Source organism: Cupriavidus sp. 05N38 (assembly GCF_056397345.1).
Genome location: NZ_JBFTNF010000076.1, coordinates 27,290 through 42,881, shown reverse-complemented (window position 1 = coordinate 42,881; position 15,592 = coordinate 27,290). Strand labels below are relative to the sequence as shown.

At 67.2% G+C, this 15,592-nt stretch carries 18 protein-coding genes; 8 read left to right on the top strand and 10 right to left on the bottom strand.

Features of this window, described 5'->3' with window-relative positions:
• Nucleotides 1–310, top strand: a 310-nt coding sequence (locus AC1DK4_RS35115) for a hypothetical protein (protein ID WP_477132095.1), incomplete at its 5' end; no start/stop codon positions are given.
• A 118-nt stretch (nucleotides 311–428) separates the two neighbouring features.
• On the opposite strand, the gene AC1DK4_RS35110 is transcribed toward AC1DK4_RS35115, so the two are convergent.
• The gene (locus tag AC1DK4_RS35110; RefSeq protein ID WP_441622718.1) at nucleotides 429–1,205 is read right to left on the bottom strand and encodes an enoyl-CoA hydratase; all 777 of its coding nucleotides are present in this window, start codon (nucleotides 1,203–1,205) and stop codon (nucleotides 429–431) included.
• 337 nt (nucleotides 1,206–1,542) lie between these two features.
• On the opposite strand from AC1DK4_RS35110, the gene paaG reads away from it, so the two are divergent.
• The 3 genes from paaG (at nucleotide 1,543) to paaK (ending at nucleotide 4,236) form a co-directional block, all read left to right on the top strand.
• Nucleotides 1,543–2,355, top strand: coding sequence for a 2-(1,2-epoxy-1,2-dihydrophenyl)acetyl-CoA isomerase PaaG (gene paaG / locus AC1DK4_RS35105; protein WP_441622716.1), 813 nt, complete (start codon nucleotides 1,543–1,545; stop codon nucleotides 2,353–2,355).
• Between the two features lie 93 nt (nucleotides 2,356–2,448).
• On the top strand, nucleotides 2,449–2,850 hold the full coding sequence (paaI, locus tag AC1DK4_RS35100) for a hydroxyphenylacetyl-CoA thioesterase PaaI (protein WP_441622727.1): 402 nt from the start codon (nucleotides 2,449–2,451) through the stop codon (nucleotides 2,848–2,850).
• 81 nt (nucleotides 2,851–2,931) lie between these two features.
• Nucleotides 2,932–4,236, top strand: coding sequence for a phenylacetate--CoA ligase PaaK (paaK, locus tag AC1DK4_RS35095; RefSeq protein WP_477132094.1), 1,305 nt, complete (start codon nucleotides 2,932–2,934; stop codon nucleotides 4,234–4,236).
• 39 nt (nucleotides 4,237–4,275) lie between these two features.
• Here the strand turns inward: paaK and mltA are convergent, their stop codons facing one another.
• Nucleotides 4,276–5,433, bottom strand: a complete 1,158-nt coding sequence (gene mltA, locus AC1DK4_RS35090; protein ID WP_441622712.1) for a murein transglycosylase A — start codon at nucleotides 5,431–5,433, stop codon at nucleotides 4,276–4,278.
• A gap of 88 nt (nucleotides 5,434–5,521) precedes the next feature.
• Here mltA and AC1DK4_RS35085 point away from each other — a divergent pair, with 88 nt between their 5' ends.
• On the top strand, nucleotides 5,522–5,743 hold the full coding sequence (locus AC1DK4_RS35085; protein ID WP_441622710.1) for a hypothetical protein: 222 nt from the start codon (nucleotides 5,522–5,524) through the stop codon (nucleotides 5,741–5,743).
• Nucleotides 5,744–5,773: 30 nt separating this feature from the next.
• Here AC1DK4_RS35085 and apaG read toward each other — a convergent pair whose 3' ends face one another.
• Nucleotides 5,774–6,148 carry a Co2+/Mg2+ efflux protein ApaG gene (gene apaG / locus AC1DK4_RS35080; RefSeq protein WP_020201965.1) on the bottom strand — a complete coding sequence of 125 codons (375 nt, stop codon included), beginning with the start codon at nucleotides 6,146–6,148 and terminating at the stop codon, nucleotides 5,774–5,776.
• 186 nt (nucleotides 6,149–6,334) lie between these two features.
• Here apaG and rpe point away from each other — a divergent pair, with 186 nt between their 5' ends.
• The 3 genes from rpe (at nucleotide 6,335) to trpE (ending at nucleotide 9,758) form a co-directional block, all read left to right on the top strand.
• Nucleotides 6,335–7,045 carry a ribulose-phosphate 3-epimerase gene (gene rpe / locus AC1DK4_RS35075; RefSeq protein WP_441622708.1) on the top strand — a complete coding sequence of 237 codons (711 nt, stop codon included), beginning with the start codon at nucleotides 6,335–6,337 and terminating at the stop codon, nucleotides 7,043–7,045.
• Nucleotides 7,042–7,773 carry a phosphoglycolate phosphatase gene (gene gph, locus AC1DK4_RS35070; RefSeq protein WP_477132093.1) on the top strand — a complete coding sequence of 244 codons (732 nt, stop codon included), beginning with the start codon at nucleotides 7,042–7,044 and terminating at the stop codon, nucleotides 7,771–7,773. The genes rpe and gph overlap by 4 nt, the downstream gene beginning before the upstream one ends.
• A gap of 467 nt (nucleotides 7,774–8,240) precedes the next feature.
• Nucleotides 8,241–9,758 (top strand): anthranilate synthase component I, encoded by a 1,518-nt coding sequence (gene trpE, locus AC1DK4_RS35065; RefSeq protein WP_441622704.1) that lies wholly within the window; start codon nucleotides 8,241–8,243, stop codon nucleotides 9,756–9,758.
• Nucleotides 9,759–9,841: 83 nt separating this feature from the next.
• Here the strand turns inward: trpE and dhaK are convergent, their stop codons facing one another.
• Genes dhaK through AC1DK4_RS35030 form a run of 7 tightly spaced genes read right to left on the bottom strand, consistent with a single transcriptional unit; the run spans nucleotide 9,842 to nucleotide 15,535 of the window.
• Nucleotides 9,842–10,831 (bottom strand): dihydroxyacetone kinase subunit DhaK, encoded by a 990-nt coding sequence (gene dhaK / locus AC1DK4_RS35060; protein WP_441622702.1) that lies wholly within the window; start codon nucleotides 10,829–10,831, stop codon nucleotides 9,842–9,844.
• A gap of 5 nt (nucleotides 10,832–10,836) precedes the next feature.
• Nucleotides 10,837–11,478 carry a dihydroxyacetone kinase subunit DhaL gene (gene dhaL / locus AC1DK4_RS35055; RefSeq protein WP_441622700.1) on the bottom strand — a complete coding sequence of 214 codons (642 nt, stop codon included), beginning with the start codon at nucleotides 11,476–11,478 and terminating at the stop codon, nucleotides 10,837–10,839.
• Nucleotides 11,475–12,341, bottom strand: coding sequence for an ABC transporter ATP-binding protein (locus AC1DK4_RS35050; RefSeq protein ID WP_477132092.1), 867 nt, complete (start codon nucleotides 12,339–12,341; stop codon nucleotides 11,475–11,477). The genes dhaL and AC1DK4_RS35050 overlap by 4 nt, the downstream gene beginning before the upstream one ends.
• Nucleotides 12,334–13,425 (bottom strand): ABC transporter ATP-binding protein, encoded by a 1,092-nt coding sequence (locus AC1DK4_RS35045; protein ID WP_441622696.1) that lies wholly within the window; start codon nucleotides 13,423–13,425, stop codon nucleotides 12,334–12,336. The genes AC1DK4_RS35050 and AC1DK4_RS35045 overlap by 8 nt, the downstream gene beginning before the upstream one ends.
• Nucleotides 13,426–13,428: 3 nt before the next feature.
• Complete coding sequence (locus AC1DK4_RS35040) at nucleotides 13,429–13,623, bottom strand: hypothetical protein (protein WP_441622694.1); 195 nt, start codon at nucleotides 13,621–13,623, stop codon at nucleotides 13,429–13,431.
• Complete coding sequence (locus AC1DK4_RS35035; RefSeq protein ID WP_441622692.1) at nucleotides 13,620–14,582, bottom strand: carbohydrate ABC transporter permease; 963 nt, start codon at nucleotides 14,580–14,582, stop codon at nucleotides 13,620–13,622. Before AC1DK4_RS35035 ends, AC1DK4_RS35040 begins: the two co-directional genes overlap by 4 nt.
• Nucleotides 14,579–15,535: a carbohydrate ABC transporter permease gene (locus AC1DK4_RS35030; protein WP_441622690.1), complete on the bottom strand. Its 957-nt coding sequence runs from the start codon at nucleotides 15,533–15,535 to the stop codon at nucleotides 14,579–14,581. Before AC1DK4_RS35030 ends, AC1DK4_RS35035 begins: the two co-directional genes overlap by 4 nt.
• Between the last annotated feature and the right edge of the window lie 57 nt (nucleotides 15,536–15,592).

Below are 15,592 nucleotides of genomic sequence, written 5' to 3'. Positions count from 1 at the left end.
CCGCTATCAAGCGCCCACACTTATCGGTTGTTTGTTTGTTAAAGAACTTGCCGCGATTCGCTTTGCTTACCGCGTCGCTGCTTTGTTGTCAGCAGCAGAGAAACGAGATTATGAAGAACTTTCTACGTTTCGTCAACAGGTTTCGCAATCTTTTTTTGCTCCGGTTCGCCGCGCTATCCGCACCGCCAACCTCACCCGTTCACCCCGCAACCCTTGTCCCGTCTGCTTTGCAGCCGCGCTTCGTGTTGCGAGGGAGCGAATATTAAGGTCCCGACTCCGCCTTGGCAACCGTTTTGTCACAGAATCATGAGTGGCATCCGCGATCGCGGGAAGCAAGCCTTTGATATTCAAAGGAAATATGGCTTTTCAGAAAGTCGCGGAGAAAGGAATACCCAATTGAGTTACTCGGGTATTTCCCTATCAAGTTTTTAGCGATGGCGGAACTCGGGTGCTCGTTTCTCCACAAACGCCGCCATTCCCTCCTTCTGGTCGTCCGTCGCAAAGGTCGAATGGAACAGGCGCCGTTCCAGATGCACGCCTTCGCTCAGGCTGGTTTCGTAGGCGGCGTTGATCGACTCCTTGATCATCATGACGACAGGCAGGGAAAAGCCGGCAATCGTCTCCGCCGCGCTCACGGCTTCATCCAGCAGCTTGTCGGCAGCAACCACGCGCGACACCAGGCCTGCGCGCTCGGCTTCGGCCGCATCCATCATGCGCGAGGTCAGGCACAGGTCCATGGCCTTGGCCTTGGAGACGGCGCGCGGCAGGCGCTGCGTGCCTCCGGCGCCCGGCATGGTGCCCAGCTTGACTTCCGGCTGGCCGAAGCGGGCGCTGTCCGCCGCGATGATGATGTCGCACATCATTGCCAGCTCGCAGCCGCCGCCCAGCGCGTAGCCGGCCACCGCGGCAATCACCGGCTTGCGGATGCGGCGGATGGTTTCCCAGTTGCGCGTGATGTAGTCGCCCTTGTACACATCCATATAGGAGTACTTGGCCATCATGCCGATATCGGCACCGGCGGCGAAGGCTCGCTCGCTGCCGGTGATGACGATGCTGCCGATGGCGTCATCGGCGTCGAACGCCAGCAGGGCGGCACCCACTTCGTCCATCAGGGCATCGTTGAGCGCGTTGAGCGCCTTCGGCCGGTTCAGGGTCACCAAGCCCACGCGTCCGCGCGTCTCCACCAGAATGTTCTCGTACGGCATGTGTTCTCCTCTTTGGATATGGATCGGGATGGGGATATATCAGTCGTCCGCGAGACGATACTCGCTCCGGGAATCGCTGGCTATACGGCGCGCGGGCCATGCTGGCACCTGCCGGCCGCTGAGGCACGCTCGCCCGATCGCTTCGAGCGGAGCCGGAAATGGCCAACCCGTTTGCCCCAGATCGTGGCGCCGCCGCCTCAGCGTGGGTGCGGCAGATCCCTCTATATAGAAGAGGAACCGCGGCCGCGTGCCGGGTACCGGGATCCGCGCCATCGGCCCCGATCCGCGATCGCACCGCGGCCAGGACTACCAGCCACCATCAAGGCAGGAGACAAAGATGCCAGATACGCCCCCTCAGGCCAGCCTGACTTCCGGCCCGGTATTGCTAGCCTGGCATGGCCAGGTCGCAGTGATCACCCTCAATCGTCCCGACAAGCTCAATGCCTTCACGCGCGAGATGCATGGCGTGCTCCAGCAGGCGCTCGACCATGTCGAGGCCGGCGGTGCCCGCGCCCTCCTGCTGACGGGGTCCGGCCGCGGCTTCTGCGCCGGGCAGGACCTGGCCGACCTGGACTTCACCCCGGGCGCCATGACTGACCTGGGCGAGTTGATCGATGTCTGGTTCAACCGGCTGATCCGCCGCCTGCATAAGCTGCCCTTGCCGGTGATTGCCGCCGTCAACGGTACCGCCGCCGGCGCCGGCGCCAACCTGGCGCTGGCCTGCGACATGGTGCTGGCGGCGCGCTCGGCCAGTTTTATCCAGGCCTTCGTCAAGATCGGCCTGGTGCCGGATTCCGGCGGCACCTGGCTGCTGCCCAAGCGCATCGGCATGGCGCGCGCCATGGGCCTGGCCATGACCGGCGACAAGCTCAGCGCCGACGAGGCCGAAAAATGGGGCTTGATCTGGGAGGTCATGGACGATCCCTTGCTGCCCGAGCAGGCGCTGGCGCTGGCCACCCACCTGGCGGCGCAACCCACGCGCGCGCTGGCGGCCATCAAGCAGGCCATGCACGCCGGGGCGACGCAGGGGCTCGATGCCCAGCTGGACCTCGAGCGCGACCTGCAGCGCGAGCTCGGCGCCTCGCACGACTACGCGGAAGGCGTGAACGCCTTCCTGGAAAAGCGCGCGCCCCGCTTCAGCGGGCGCTAGCACCACGGCTTTCGTCCCCCGCCCCACCAGGAGACCAGCTTGACCCAGCTTCCCCAGACTCCCCAGGCCCTCGCCGAAGCGGCCGCCGCCAGCATGTACGAAGCCGATGCCTGCAGCCGCTGGCTCGGCATCACCCTCGAAGCCGTGCGCCCCGGCTATGCGCGCCTGTCCATGCCGGTGCGGCAGGAGTTCCTCAACGGCCATGGCATCTGCCACGGCGGCCTGATGTTCACGCTGGCCGACTCGACCTTCGCCTTCGCCTGCAACAGCCACAATATCAATACGGTCGCGGCCGGCTGCAGCATCGAGTTCCTCAAACCCGTGCAGGGCGGCGACCTGCTGACGGCCGAGGCTACCGAGCAGGTCCTGTCCGGGCGGCATGGCATCTACGATATCCGCGTCACCAACCGCGCCGGCGAGACGGTGGCGATGTTCCGCGGCAAATCCGCCCAGATCAAGGGGCACGTGGTCGCCCCGCCCGGGCCCGCGCGGTAAGCTCCCTATCCGTACGCATACCAATCGAACGCATACCAGTCGAACGCAAGCCAGAAACATAAGCCCCGCGCAGGAGACAATATGAGCACGCGCCTCACAGATCTGCCGCTAGAGCCGATCGAGACCGCCAGCCGCGACGCATTGCAGGCCTTGCAGCTTGAACGGCTGAAATGGTCGCTCAACCACGCCTACGGGAATTCGCCGGTCTACCGGCGCAAGTTCGACGAGGCCGGCGTGCATCCGGACCAGTTGCGCACGCTGGCCGACCTTGCCCGCTTTCCGTTCACCTCCAAGCAAGACCTGCGCGACAACTATCCGTTCGGCATGTTCGCCGTGCCGCAGGACCGCATCGCGCGCATCCATGCCTCGTCGGGCACCACCGGCAAGCCGACCGTGGTGGGCTACACGCTCCGCGACATCGAGACCTGGGCCACGGTGGTGGCGCGCTCGATCCGCGCGGCCGGCGCGCGGCGCGGCGACAAGGTGCACATCAGCTACGGCTATGGCCTGTTTACCGGCGGGCTCGGCGCGCATTACGGCGTGGAGAAGGCCGGGCTCACCGCGATTCCCTTCGGCGGCGGCCAGACCGAGCGCCAGGTGCAGCTGATCCAGGATTTCAAGCCCGAGGTGATCATGGTCACGCCCAGCTATATGCTGGCCATCGCCGACGAGTTCGAGCGCCAGGGCATCGATCCGGCCTCCACCTCGCTGCGCGTGGGCATTTTCGGCGCCGAGCCGTGGACGCCGGAAATGCGCCTGGCCATCGAGAAGCGCATGGGCATCTCGGCTGTGGATATCTACGGGCTGTCCGAAGTGATGGGCCCGGGCGTGGCCAGCGAATGCGCCGAGACCAAGGACGGCCCGACCATCTGGGAAGACCATTTCTATCCCGAGGTGATCGACCCGGACACCGGCGCAGTGTTGCCCGACRGCGAATTCGGCGAACTGGTCTTCACCACGCTGAGCAAGGAAGCGCTGCCGATCGTGCGCTACCGTACCCGCGACCTGACCCGGCTGCTGCCCGGCACCGCCCGCGCCGCCTTCCGCCGCATGGAGAAGGTCACCGGCCGCTCGGACGACATGATGATCATCCGCGGCGTCAATGTGTTTCCCTCCCAGATCGAGGAGATGATCCTCAAGCACCCTGAGCTGGCGCCGCATTACCAGTGCGTGCTGACCAGGGACGGCCATCTCGACGTGCTGACCGTGCGCGTGGAATGCGCACACGGCGTGGAGCCTGGCGCCACGCAGCAGGCCAGTGCGCAGCTGACCTACGACATCAAGGCATATATCGGGGTGACCGTGGGCATCGAGATCCTGCCCGCGGGCGGCGTGGAACGCTCGGTGGGCAAGGCGCGCCGCATCGTCGACCAGCGCCCGCGCTGACGAGGCAGCCCGGCCCGCGGCGGGCCGGGCGTACTCGCGTCAGCTGCGCGGCATCAGCACCCACATGCGCCCGCCCTGCTTCATGCGGCCGGCCGCTTCGCCCGCCGCATCGCCGGCGCCCCAGAAAAAGTCCGCGCGCACTCCGCCCTTGATGGCCGATCCCGTATCCTGCGCGAACATCAGGCGCTGGATCGGTTCGGCCGACAGCGGCCTGGTGGTGGAGAGGAAGACCGGCACCCCCAGCGGGATCGTGGCCGGGTCGACCGCGATCGAGCGCTCGGCCGTCAGCGGCACCCCCAGCGCGCCGACCGGGCCTTCATTGGTCGGCGGCAGCTCACGGAAGAACACGAAGCGCGGATTGACGTTGAGCATTTCCTCGACGCGGCCCGGATTGGCGCGCGCCCAGCCCTTGATGCCCTGCATGGTGGCCTGCGCGGGCGTGATCTCGCCGCGATCCAGCAGCCACTTGCCGAAGGAGCGGAACGGCTGGTCGTTGGTGCCGCCGAAGCCCACGCGCATCACGGTGCCATCTGCCAGGCGGATGCGGCCCGAGCCCTGGATCTGCAGGAAGGCGGCCTCCACGGCGTCGTCCACCCACGCCAGTTCCTGCCCGCGCAGCGCCGGGTTCTGCAGCAGTTCGCCGCGCGCCGGCAGCGGCCGGTTGCCCCATTGCGGCGGCTTGCGGTAGAGCGGGACCTGGTACTGGCCCTGGCGCGTGCGCGAACCGTGCAGGATGGGTTCGTAGTAGCCGGTGATCAGGCCGCTGTCGGTGCCGTCGCCGTTGACCACGCGGAACGGCTGGAAGTTGGACTCGAAGTAGGCGCGCATGGCGCCCAGGTCGCCGGCGTCGACCATCAGGCCGATCGCGCAGACGCGGTTCCACTCGGCGCGCTTCTTCAGTGCCTGGCAGCTGGCCTGCAGCGCCGGCCACGCGGCGCGCACGTCGTCCTGGCCCCAGCCGCCGATTTCGGCCCAGCTGGCCGCCTGCAGTTGCCCCTTCTGCGCGGAGGCGGCCGGCGGCGTCACGGGCTGCGTGCCAGGGCCTTCGATGCGCGGCGGCGGGCCGCTCATGCAACCGGCCAGCAGCGCAGCCGCGGCGGACAGCCCGAGCCAGCCGAGCCGGCGGGCCCCTGCGGCGCCGCGCGAAGCGCGCGCGGGAGGAATGGGTAAGCGGAAAAAGGAATCCAGGTATGCCATCTTGATTGGGTGAGTACGCGGAGACAGGCGGCCGGTCGCATCTGCGGATGCCCTACAATGCCCAGCGTCGCCTCCACGTGGTCCTGTCATGAGCAAGTTTTTCGAAGCCCATCCCATGCTGCTGTTCGCCCTCGAGGCCGGAGTGGCGCTCTTCTTGCTGATCTTCATCGTGGTCTGGACCATGGGCACGGCGAAGAAGAACCCCCGCCCCACCCGCGCGCCGGACGATCACCCTTCGCGCGCCGGCCAGGGCGACAGCCAGTCCGGCGCCCACGCCCGACAGGATCAGGACAGCACGCCAGGCCGCTAGGTTTCGCACCGCGCGGGCGGAAGGCCGCTCTCAGTGGAGCATGCGCGGCAGTACCAGCGCGAACTCCGGGATCGGCACCTCGAAGCGATGGCCATCCTCGGCCACGCAGAAATACTCGCCCTTCATCGAGCCGATCGGCGTCGAGATCGTGGCCCAGCTGGTGTACTCGAAATGCTCGCCCGGCTTGAGCAGCGGCTGGTGGCCCACCACGCCGAGGCCCGCCACTTCCTGCGTGCCGTTGTCGCTATCGGTGATCACCCAGTGGCGAGAGATCAGCTGCGCGGCCACCTCGCCGGTGTTGTGGATGGTGATGGTATAGGCGAAGGCGTGGCGCCCGCGCTCGGGGTCGGACTGATCGGCCAGGTACTGGGTACGCACGGCCACGGAAAACGCGTATTCGCTCATTGTCGGCACATCACGGCGGGCTAAGGTAGGCGCATTGTGCGGCAAGGCCGGGGGGGCGGCAAGCCGGGCCCCGCCGGCAGGAGGGCCGGCGGCGGGGCCGCCCGGCAGCGAAACCCCGCCCGGGAAGGGTAAAATAGCGGACTTCGCGCTGGAATTGCGCTGAACGCACCCCACGAGCCCGCCGCCATGAGCACCCCCGACTACCGCATCGCCCCGTCCATCCTGTCCGCCGATTTCGCCCGCCTGGGCGAAGAAGTCAAACGCGTGACCGCGGACGGCGCCGACTGGATCCACTTCGACGTGATGGACAACCATTACGTGCCGAACCTGACCATTGGCCCGCTGGTGTGCGAGGCAATCCGTCCGCACGTGACGGCGCCCATCGACGTGCACCTGATGGTGCGCCCGGTGGACCGCATCGTCCCGGATTTCGCCAAGGCCGGCGCCAACATCATCACCTTCCACCCGGAAGCCAGCGAGCACGTCGACCGCACCCTGGCGCTGATCCGCGACCACGGCTGCCAGGCCGGCCTGGTATTCAACCCGGGCACGCCGCTGAACTACCTGGACCACGTCATGGACCGCCTCGACGTGATCCTGCTGATGTCGGTCAATCCCGGCTTTGGCGGCCAGTCCTTCATCCCCGAGACGCTCAACAAGCTGCGCGCGGTGCGCCGGCGCATCGACGAATACGCGGAGCGCAGCGGACGGCGCATCCTGCTGGAAGTGGACGGCGGCGTGAAGGTGGACAACATCGCCGAGATCGCCGCGGCCGGGGCCGATACCTTCGTGGCCGGCTCGGCCGTGTTCGGCAAGCCGGACGCCGACGGCGGCTACAAGGGCGTGCTGGGCGCCCTGCGCGCCGAACTGGCCAAGGCCGGCAAGGCAGGCCAATGAGCGCGGCCCGGCTCAAGCGCACCGACTGGCACGGCATCCGCGCCGTCATCGTCGACCTGGACGGCACCATGGTCGACACCGCGGGCGACTTCCATGCCGCGGTCAATGCGATGCTGAGCGCGCTGGTGCGCCTGCACCCGCAGCTCCGCCCCGCGGCGCCGCTGSGCCGGGAAGAAATCGTCAGCTTCGTCGGCAAGGGCTCGGAAAACCTGATCCGGCGCGTGCTCGACGCGCGCTTCCCGCCGGCCCACGCCAATGGCATGTTCGCCGATGCGCTGGCCCTGTACGACCGCGAGTACCTGCGCATCAACGGCCAGTTCTCGCAGGTCTACGCCGGCGTGGGCGAGGGGCTGGCAGCGCTGAAGGCGGCCGGCCTGCGCCTGGCCTGCGTGACCAACAAGCCACACAACTTCACCGAGCCGCTGCTGGCCAAGACCGGCCTGGCGCGCTTTTTCGAACTGGTCTACGGCGGCGACGCCTTCGCCCTGCGCAAGCCCGACCCGCTGCCGCTGCTCAAGGTGGCCGATGCATTCCGGCTCGAGCCGGCCGAGATTGCCGCCATCGGCGACTCGGAGAATGATGCCCAGGCGGCACGCGCGGCCGGCATGGGTGTGCTGCTGGTGCCCTATGGCTACAACCATGGCAATCCTGTACAAGGCGTCGACGCCGATGGTATAGTCGATTCCATTGCCCAGGCTGCAGAGGTGTTTGCAGCACACCGGGCATGATCCCCGCGGCCCGAGGCACCACCCGAACCGCCGCATCCAAACCGTAAATCGCTGAACACGATTTCATGTTTCTGAACCGCAAACGCATCTCTTCTGGCAGTGATCGGCAGGCCTGGCCCTGGCGTCGCTGGCGCGCCTCCCAACAGGCGTAAAGTGCGTTCGCGAGTCTCCTGACCGCCCCCGTTTTCCTGCATCGCCGCGGTACCGGCCGATGCACTAAGATGGAACGGGGCCGGCCAGGCCGGCAGGTTGCCGGACCTTCACAGAATTTCCAGCCGCCCGACATCCCAGGCATTGCGCCTGCTGTCACCCGAACGCGCTGCACGCCCACCCCGGCCGTGCGCGGACTGCTGTCCGTGCCAGGTCCTTCCCCGGGGCGGGTCTGACGACCTTCCAGCCCCAAACTGCCGACACCGCGGCCGAGCGCACAGCCCAGGGCACCCGCGCCGCCGCACAAGAGGATCGACATGACCGAACTGGAATTCAAATCGCTGGCAGAGCAGGGCTACAACCGCATCCCCCTGATCGCGGAAGCCTTCGCCGACCTGGAAACGCCGCTGTCGCTGTATCTCAAGCTGGCGCAGTCGCAAACGCGCGGGGTCAACACCTTCCTGCTCGAATCGGTGGTGGGCGGCGAGCGCTTCGGCCGCTACTCCTTCATCGGCCTGCACGCCCGCACGCTGCTGCGCGCCTCCGGCATGCGCACCGAGGTGGTCACCGACGGCCGCGTGGTGGAAACCCACGAGGGCAACCCGCTCGACTTCATCGCCGATTTCGAGAAGCGTTTCAAGGTGGCGTTGCGCCCGGGGCTGCCGCGTTTCTGCGGCGGCCTGGCCGGCTACTTCGGCTACGACGCGGTGCGCTACATCGAGAAGAAGCTGGCCAGCACACAAAAGCCGGACGACCTCAACCTGCCCGACATCCAGCTGCTGCTGTGCGAAGAGCTGGCCGTGATCGACAACCTCTCGGGCAAGCTCTACCTGATCGTCTACGCCGACCCGACCACGCCCGAGGCCTATGCCCGCGCCCGCCAGCGCCTGCGCGAGCTGCGCATGAAGCTGCGCCAGCCGGTGGATGTGCCGATCACCAGCCCCTCGGTGCAGACCGACGTCTACCGCGAATTCGACAAGGCCGACTACCTCACCGCCGTGCACAAGGCCAAGGAGTACATCATGGCCGGCGACATGATGCAGGTGCAGATCGGCCAGCGCCTGGTCAAGCCGTACCGCGACTCGCCGCTGACGCTGTACCGCGCGCTGCGCTCGCTGAACCCGTCGCCGTACATGTATTTCTACAACTTCGGCGACTTCCAGATCGTGGGCGCGTCGCCCGAGATCCTGGTGCGCCAGGAAAGCCGCCGCACCGGTACCAACGGCGAGCAGCGCGAAGACCATATCGTCACCATTCGCCCGCTGGCCGGCACCCGCCCGCGCGGCAACACGCCGGAGAAGGACGCGCAGCTGGCCACCGAACTGCTGAACGATCCCAAGGAAATCGCCGAGCACGTGATGCTGATCGACCTGGCGCGCAACGATATCGGCCGCATCGCCGAGATCGGCTCGGTCAAGGTCACCGACCAGATGGTGATCGAGAAATACTCGCACGTGCAACACATCGTCAGTTCGGTGGAAGGCACGCTCAAGCCCGGCATGAGCAACCTCGACGTGCTGCGCGCCACCTTCCCGGCCGGCACGCTCTCCGGCGCGCCCAAGGTGCACGCGATGGAAATCATCGACGAGCTGGAGCCGCGCAAGCGCGGCATCTACGGCGGCGCGGTGGGCTACCTGTCCTTCGGCGGCGAGATGGACCTGGCCATCGCTATCCGCACCGGCATCGTCAAGGACGGCAACCTGTATGTGCAGGCCGCCGCCGGCATCGTCGCCGACTCCGACCCCGAAGCCGAATGGAGGGAAACCGAAGCCAAGGCGCGCGCCGTGATCCGCGCCGCCGAGCAGGTCCAGGACGGACTGGACTCGGATATCTGACGGTTTCGACACGGCGGGCCGCGGCGGGCCCGCAGAGGCCGCAGAGGGCAGGACCCCGGCACCGGCGTCCTGCCCCTGCCGCGCTACATCCCCCAGCGCAGCGCCGGCGTATGCACCGGGCTGTCCCAGTGGTGCAGCATCTCGTCGTCAGGCACGCATAGCGTGACAGACGCGCCCGCCATCTCGAGCGAAGTCGTCAGGGCGCCGACCAGCGCCCGCCCGACCCGCAGGTCCCGCTGCTGCAGCCACAGGCGCGTCGAGTTGAAGAGCAGGTATAGCTCGCTCAGCGGCGTACCACCCAGGCCGTTTACGAGCACCAGCAACTCGGTGCCAGCCGGCGGCCGGAGGTCGTCGACGATCGCCGTGAGCAACTCGCCCGCAATGGTATCGGCCGATGCGAACCTGGCGCGGCGCCTGCCCGGCTCGCCGTGAATGCCGACGCCGACCTCGATCTCGTCCTCGCCGATCTTGAACGTGGGCGTACCCGCCGCCGGCACGGTGCAGCTCGTGAACGCCACGCCCATGGTCGCCGTGCGCTTGTTGATGCGGTCGCCGAACGCCTTGCATTGCTCGAGGCTGGCGCCGCCTTCGGCCATGCTGCCGACCATCTTCTCGACGATCACCGTGCCCGCCACGCCGCGCCGCCCGGTCGTGTAGCTCGAGTTCTCGACCGCGACGTCGTCGTTGATCAGCACCATCTCGTTGGGCACTTCCGACATCTCCGCGGCCATCTCGAAGTTCATCACGTCGCCGGAATAATTCTTCACGATGAACAGGACCCCGGCGCCGGTATCGACCGCCTTGGCCGCGGCCATCATCTGGTCCGGCGTGGGCGAAGTGAAAATCTGCCCGGGGCAGGCGGCGTCCAGCATGCCGTAGCCGACGAAGCCGCTGTGCAGCGGCTCGTGCCCCGCGCCGCCGCCGGACACCAGCGCGACCTTCCCTGGCTTCAGGGCCTGGCGCCGCACGAACACCGGTTCGGTATTGAGCGCGACCAGCTCGCCGTGCGCGGCGGCGAACCCGGCCAGGCTCTCGGTCAGAAAATCGTCGACGTGATTGATGAATTTTTTCATGGTCTCTACTCCTTGCCGTCGATCGATTGAGCCAGTCGTTCGCACACCGCCTTGATCATGAGCTGGCTGGAGCGCGCGCCGGGGTCCAGGTGGCCGCGCGAGCGCTCGCCGAGGAACGATGCGCGGCCCTTGGTGGCGACCATGTCGCGGGTGGCCAGCATGCCCTGCTCCGCCACGCGCGGCAGTTCGTCGAGCACGGTGCGGGCGGACGCGCCCGCCGCGGCGAGCTCCTCGCCGCGCATCGCCACGGGAATCAGCACATCCATCATGGTCTTGCTGCCCACGCCGGTCTTCCCGCGCAGGCCGACCGCGTCGACACCGGCGGCGTAGATGCGCGCGAACCCCGCGACATCCATGGCCTGCGCGGGCACCGCCTTCGCCATGCCGCTGAGCAGCGAATAGAACAGCGGACCGGCCGATCCGCCGACCGTGGACAACACCTTGGCCGCGGCGAGTTCCAGCGCCGCCCCGGGTGCCGCCGCCTCGATCTCCGCGCGCAGCGAGCGCAGCGCCTCCATGCCGCGCAGCAGGTTGAAGATATGGTCGCCGTCGCCGATCTGCTGGTCGAGCAACGCGATCTCGTCCATGTTCTCTCGCAACGCCGCATGCGCTGCGTCGATGCATGCCATGACCGTCTTGCCGTTCATGTCGGGATCCTCCTGCCGTCGGAGCGGAAATATAAGAGGCTGCGTGCTGGCAGCGAAACGCCAACGGATTGCCCGAGGCTGAAATTGCGCTCGCCCACGCTGGTCGCGACCACGGTCGTGCCTTGGTGATCCAGGATCAACAGGTGCCGCAACGGCGACCGCTGGGCCGCGCTCAGCGACGCCGGGTTGCCGTAGACCTCGCGCGGCGTGCCGATCTGCACCAGGCGGCCGTGCTCCAGGATGCCGATGCGGTCGGCCAGCGTGGTGGCCTCGACCTGGTCGTGCGTGACGTAGAGGATGGTCGCGCCGATGGTGCGGTGCAGGCGCTTGAGCTCGATACGCAGTTCCTCGCGCAGCTTCGCATCGAGCGAAGACAGCGGCTCGTCCATCAGGAACACGCGGGGTTCGCGCACCAGCGCGCGCCCGATGGCCACGCGCTGCATCTCGCCGCCCGACAGGTGCGTTGCCATATTGTCGAGCTTGGAGCCGATATGCAGCATCTCCGCCACCGCCTGCACGCGCGCGCGGATCTGCGCCTCGCCGGTGCGCCGGCGCGGCGCGCGCAGCGGGAAAGCCAGGTTGCCGAACACCGTCAGGTGCGGATACAGCGAGTATTGCTGGAAAATGAACGCCACATCGCGATCGGACGGGTGCACGCCGGTGGCCACCTCGCCGTCGATCAGCACATCGCCGGCATCGGGCCGCTCCAGCCCCGCGATCAGGCGCAGCGTGGTGGTCTTGCCGGCACCGCTCGGCCCCAGCAGCACGACGAACTCGCCGTCCTTCACGTCGATCGAAAGATCGTCGACCGCGCTCACGTCGCCAAAGTGCTTCGACACATTGCGCAACTGGATTTCAGCCATGCCGGTCTCCCGCCTGCGTCGCGCCGGGCAGCAGGCGCCCCGACGCCTCGTCGTAAAGCAGCGTGCGCTCCTTGCGGAACGACAGGCCGACCGGCGCGCCCGCCGCCAGGCCTTCGTCCTTGCCGACCCGCGCGCGCACCACGCCCAGCGCCGTCTCGATCATCAGCACCTGGTGCGAGCCGAGGTACTCGTCCGCGATCACGCGCCCGCGCAAGGGGCTGCGCTCGTCGATGACGATATGCTCCGGGCGGATGCCCAGCAGCGCGCGCTCGGCCGCCATTGCGCAGCGCGGGACCGGCACCGGCGCGCCGCGCAGGAAGACCTGTTCCTGGCCGGCGGCGACGGCGCCGTCGACCGCCAGGAAGTTCATCGGCGGGCTGCCGATGAAGTTGCCCACGAACACCGTCGCCGGAAAATGATAGATCTCGTGCGGCGCGGCAGCCTGCAGCACCTCGCCCTCGTTCATCACCACGATGTCGTCCGCCATGGCCATCGCCTCGCTCTGGTCGTGCGTGACGTACACCGTGGTGGCGGCGAGCGCGTTGTGCAGCTTGCGCAGCTCCAGGCACATCAGCTCGCGGAAATCGGCGTCCAGCGTGCCCAGCGGCTCGTCCATCAGGAATGCCTTCGGTTGCCGCACGATGGCGCGGCCGAGCGCCACGCGCTGGCGGTCGCCACCGGACAAGCCGCCGGTCTTGCGGTCCAGGATGGCTTCGATGCGAAGCATGCGCGCCGCCGCGCCGACGCGCGCGGCGATCTCATGGCGAGGCAAATGCTCGTTGCGCAGCGGAAAGGAGATGTTGTCGCGCACCGTCATGTGCGGGTAGAGCGCGAACATCTGGAACACGAAGGCGATGTCGCGCTGGCGAGCGCGCAAGGCGGTCACGTCCTCGCCGTCGATCAGGATCTGACCGGCGCTCGGCAGCTCCAGCCCGGCAATCATGCGCAGCGTGGTGGTTTTGCCGCAGCCCGAAGGGCCGAGCAGGACCACGAAGCGCCCGGCGCCGACAGTGAGGTTGGTGTTGCGCACCGCGACGAAATCGCCGAAGCGCTTGTGCAGGTTCGCCAGCGCGATGGTGGCCATGGTTCAGTCCGGGAAATGGCTGGTGACGACGAACGCGGCCGCGCCCACGAGGATCACCGGGAACGACCACGTGAACAGCGCCAGCGAAAACGGCTGCACAAGCATCGCGATACCAGTGCCGATCACTGCCGTCGCCGCACCTTCGCCGAAGCGCCGGCGCAGCATGCGGGGCCGGCGCGCAACTGTCGGGTTTTTCATTTGCGGACCGCTCCGAAGGTAATGCCCCGCAGCAGGTGCTTGCGCAGCACGACGGTGAAGAACAGGATCGGCAGGACGAACAGCGTGGTGGCCGCCGCCACCGCCGGCCAGTCCTGCCCGCCCTCGCCGATGATGAAGGGAATGAACGGCGGCATGGTCTGCGCATCGCCGCTGGTCAGCAGCAGCGCGAACGCGTATTCGTTCCAGGCGAAGATCAGGCAGAAGATCGCGGTCGCCGCGATGCCGGTGATCGCCTGCGGCAGCACCACCTTCACGAAGGCCTGCAGCCGCGTGTATCCGTCGACCAGCGCCGCCTCTTCGTACTCGCGCGGGATCTCGTCCATGAAGCCCTTGAGCAGCCACACCGCCAGCGAAACGTTGACGGCCGTGTACAGCACGATCATGCCGAGATAGCTGTCGCTCAGCCCCAGCGCGCGGTACATCAGGTAGATCGGGATCGCCACCGCGATGGGCGGCATCATCCGCGTCGACAGGATGAAGAACAGCAGGTCATCCGCCCACGGCACCTTGAAGCGCGAGAACGCGTACGCCGCCAGCGTGCCGAGGAAGACCGCGAGAAAGGTCGAGCCGAAACCGATCACCAGCGAGTTGACGAAGCGCGGCAGGACCTTGGACGGCCCGGCGATCACCATGCCGCGCTTGCGCACGTCGCGCTCGTACCAGGTCTGCGCGGGCGGCAGGCTCGCGATGAACTCGGGCGTCTGCCGCGAGCGGATCGTGAACAGGTTGACATAGCCTTCGAGCGACGGCTGGAACGAAACGACGGGCGGATAGGCGATGGCGTCTTCCTGCGTCTTGAAGCTCGTCATGATGATCCAGACCATCGGCAAGGTCGCGATCAGCGCATAGGCGATGACCACGATCGCCGCGAAGGTCTTGCCGCGCGTCGACGCGGCCACCACCGAATGCGCGCCGGCGGGCTGTGCTGTCTTGCTCATCGCTGTTTCACCCGGTTGAGTGCCTTGATGTAGATGTTCGCCGCGCCGAACACCGTGACGAACAGGATGATCGCCAGCGCCGACGAGTAGCCGGTCTGCCACTTCTCGAACGCGGCGCGCTTGAGCGTGATCGACACCGTTTCCGTGACCGAGCCCGGGCCGCCCGAGGTCAGCAGGTTCACCAGGTCGAACATCTTGAAGTTCTCGATGGCGCGGAACAGCACGGCCAGCATCAGGAACGGCAGCGTCATCGGCAGCGTGATCGACCAGAACTGCCGCCACGGCGTGGCGCGATCCACTTCCGCGGCTTCGTAGATGTATTCCGGGATCGAGCGCAGCCCGGCCAGGCAGATCAGCATGACGTAGGGCGTCCACATCCAGGTGTCGACCATCACGATGGTCCATGGCGCAAGCGAGACGTCCCCGATCATCTGGAACGAGCCTGGCGCAACGCCCGTGAAGAAGCTCACGATATCGTTGAACAGGCCTGTCTGCGGCTGCAGCAGGAAGGTCCAGAAATTGCCGACCACGGCCGGCGACAGCATCATCGGCAGCAGGATCAGGGTGGTCCAGAAACTGTGCGTGCGAAAACGCCGGTTGATCAGCAAGGCCAGGCCGAAGCCCAGCAGCACCTCCAGCCCGACCGACCAGAACACGAAGCGCGCGGTGACCTGCATGGCGTACCAGATGTCCTCGTCCGTCAGGATGTCGACGTAGTTGTCGATGCCGACGAAGCGCGCCGGGATGCTCGGCATGTTCGACTTGAAGTTCGTGAACGACAGCCGCAGCGCCCAGATCAGCGGAAAGATGTTGACCGCGAGCAGCAGCAGGATCGTGGGGAGAATGAACAGCCATGCGATCGTGCGGTCCGACAGGCCGCGCAGGCGCGCGGCACCGTGCACCGGCGCAGCGGCTGCCAGGTTCTGCGCGGGAAAAGGCTTGTCTGCCAGCATGGCTGACTCCTTGTCGCGGGCCGGCGGCGGCCGGCAAGCCCGATGCATGTCGCCGCA

Coding starts and splice junctions, on each gene's coding strand:
- AC1DK4_RS35110 (WP_441622718.1), bottom strand. CDS start 1,205: ATGCCGTACGAGAACATTCTGGTGGAGACGCGCGGACGCGTGGGCTTG.
- AC1DK4_RS35040 (WP_441622694.1), bottom strand. CDS start 13,623: ATGAAAAACCCGACAGTTGCGCGCCGGCCCCGCATGCTGCGCCGGCGC.
- mltA (WP_441622712.1), bottom strand. CDS start 5,433: ATGGCATACCTGGATTCCTTTTTCCGCTTACCCATTCCTCCCGCGCGC.
- dhaK (WP_441622702.1), bottom strand. CDS start 10,831: ATGAAAAAATTCATCAATCACGTCGACGATTTTCTGACCGAGAGCCTG.
- AC1DK4_RS35085 (WP_441622710.1), top strand. CDS start 5,522: ATGAGCAAGTTTTTCGAAGCCCATCCCATGCTGCTGTTCGCCCTCGAG.
- trpE (WP_441622704.1), top strand. CDS start 8,241: ATGACCGAACTGGAATTCAAATCGCTGGCAGAGCAGGGCTACAACCGC.
- AC1DK4_RS35050 (WP_477132092.1), bottom strand. CDS start 12,341: ATGGCTGAAATCCAGTTGCGCAATGTGTCGAAGCACTTTGGCGACGTG.
- AC1DK4_RS35035 (WP_441622692.1), bottom strand. CDS start 14,582: ATGAGCAAGACAGCACAGCCCGCCGGCGCGCATTCGGTGGTGGCCGCG.
- rpe (WP_441622708.1), top strand. CDS start 6,335: ATGAGCACCCCCGACTACCGCATCGCCCCGTCCATCCTGTCCGCCGAT.
- apaG (WP_020201965.1), bottom strand. CDS start 6,148: ATGAGCGAATACGCGTTTTCCGTGGCCGTGCGTACCCAGTACCTGGCC.
- dhaL (WP_441622700.1), bottom strand. CDS start 11,478: ATGAACGGCAAGACGGTCATGGCATGCATCGACGCAGCGCATGCGGCG.
- AC1DK4_RS35030 (WP_441622690.1), bottom strand. CDS start 15,535: ATGCTGGCAGACAAGCCTTTTCCCGCGCAGAACCTGGCAGCCGCTGCG.
- paaG (WP_441622716.1), top strand. CDS start 1,543: ATGCCAGATACGCCCCCTCAGGCCAGCCTGACTTCCGGCCCGGTATTG.
- AC1DK4_RS35045 (WP_441622696.1), bottom strand. CDS start 13,425: ATGGCCACCATCGCGCTGGCGAACCTGCACAAGCGCTTCGGCGATTTC.
- paaI (WP_441622727.1), top strand. CDS start 2,449: ATGTACGAAGCCGATGCCTGCAGCCGCTGGCTCGGCATCACCCTCGAA.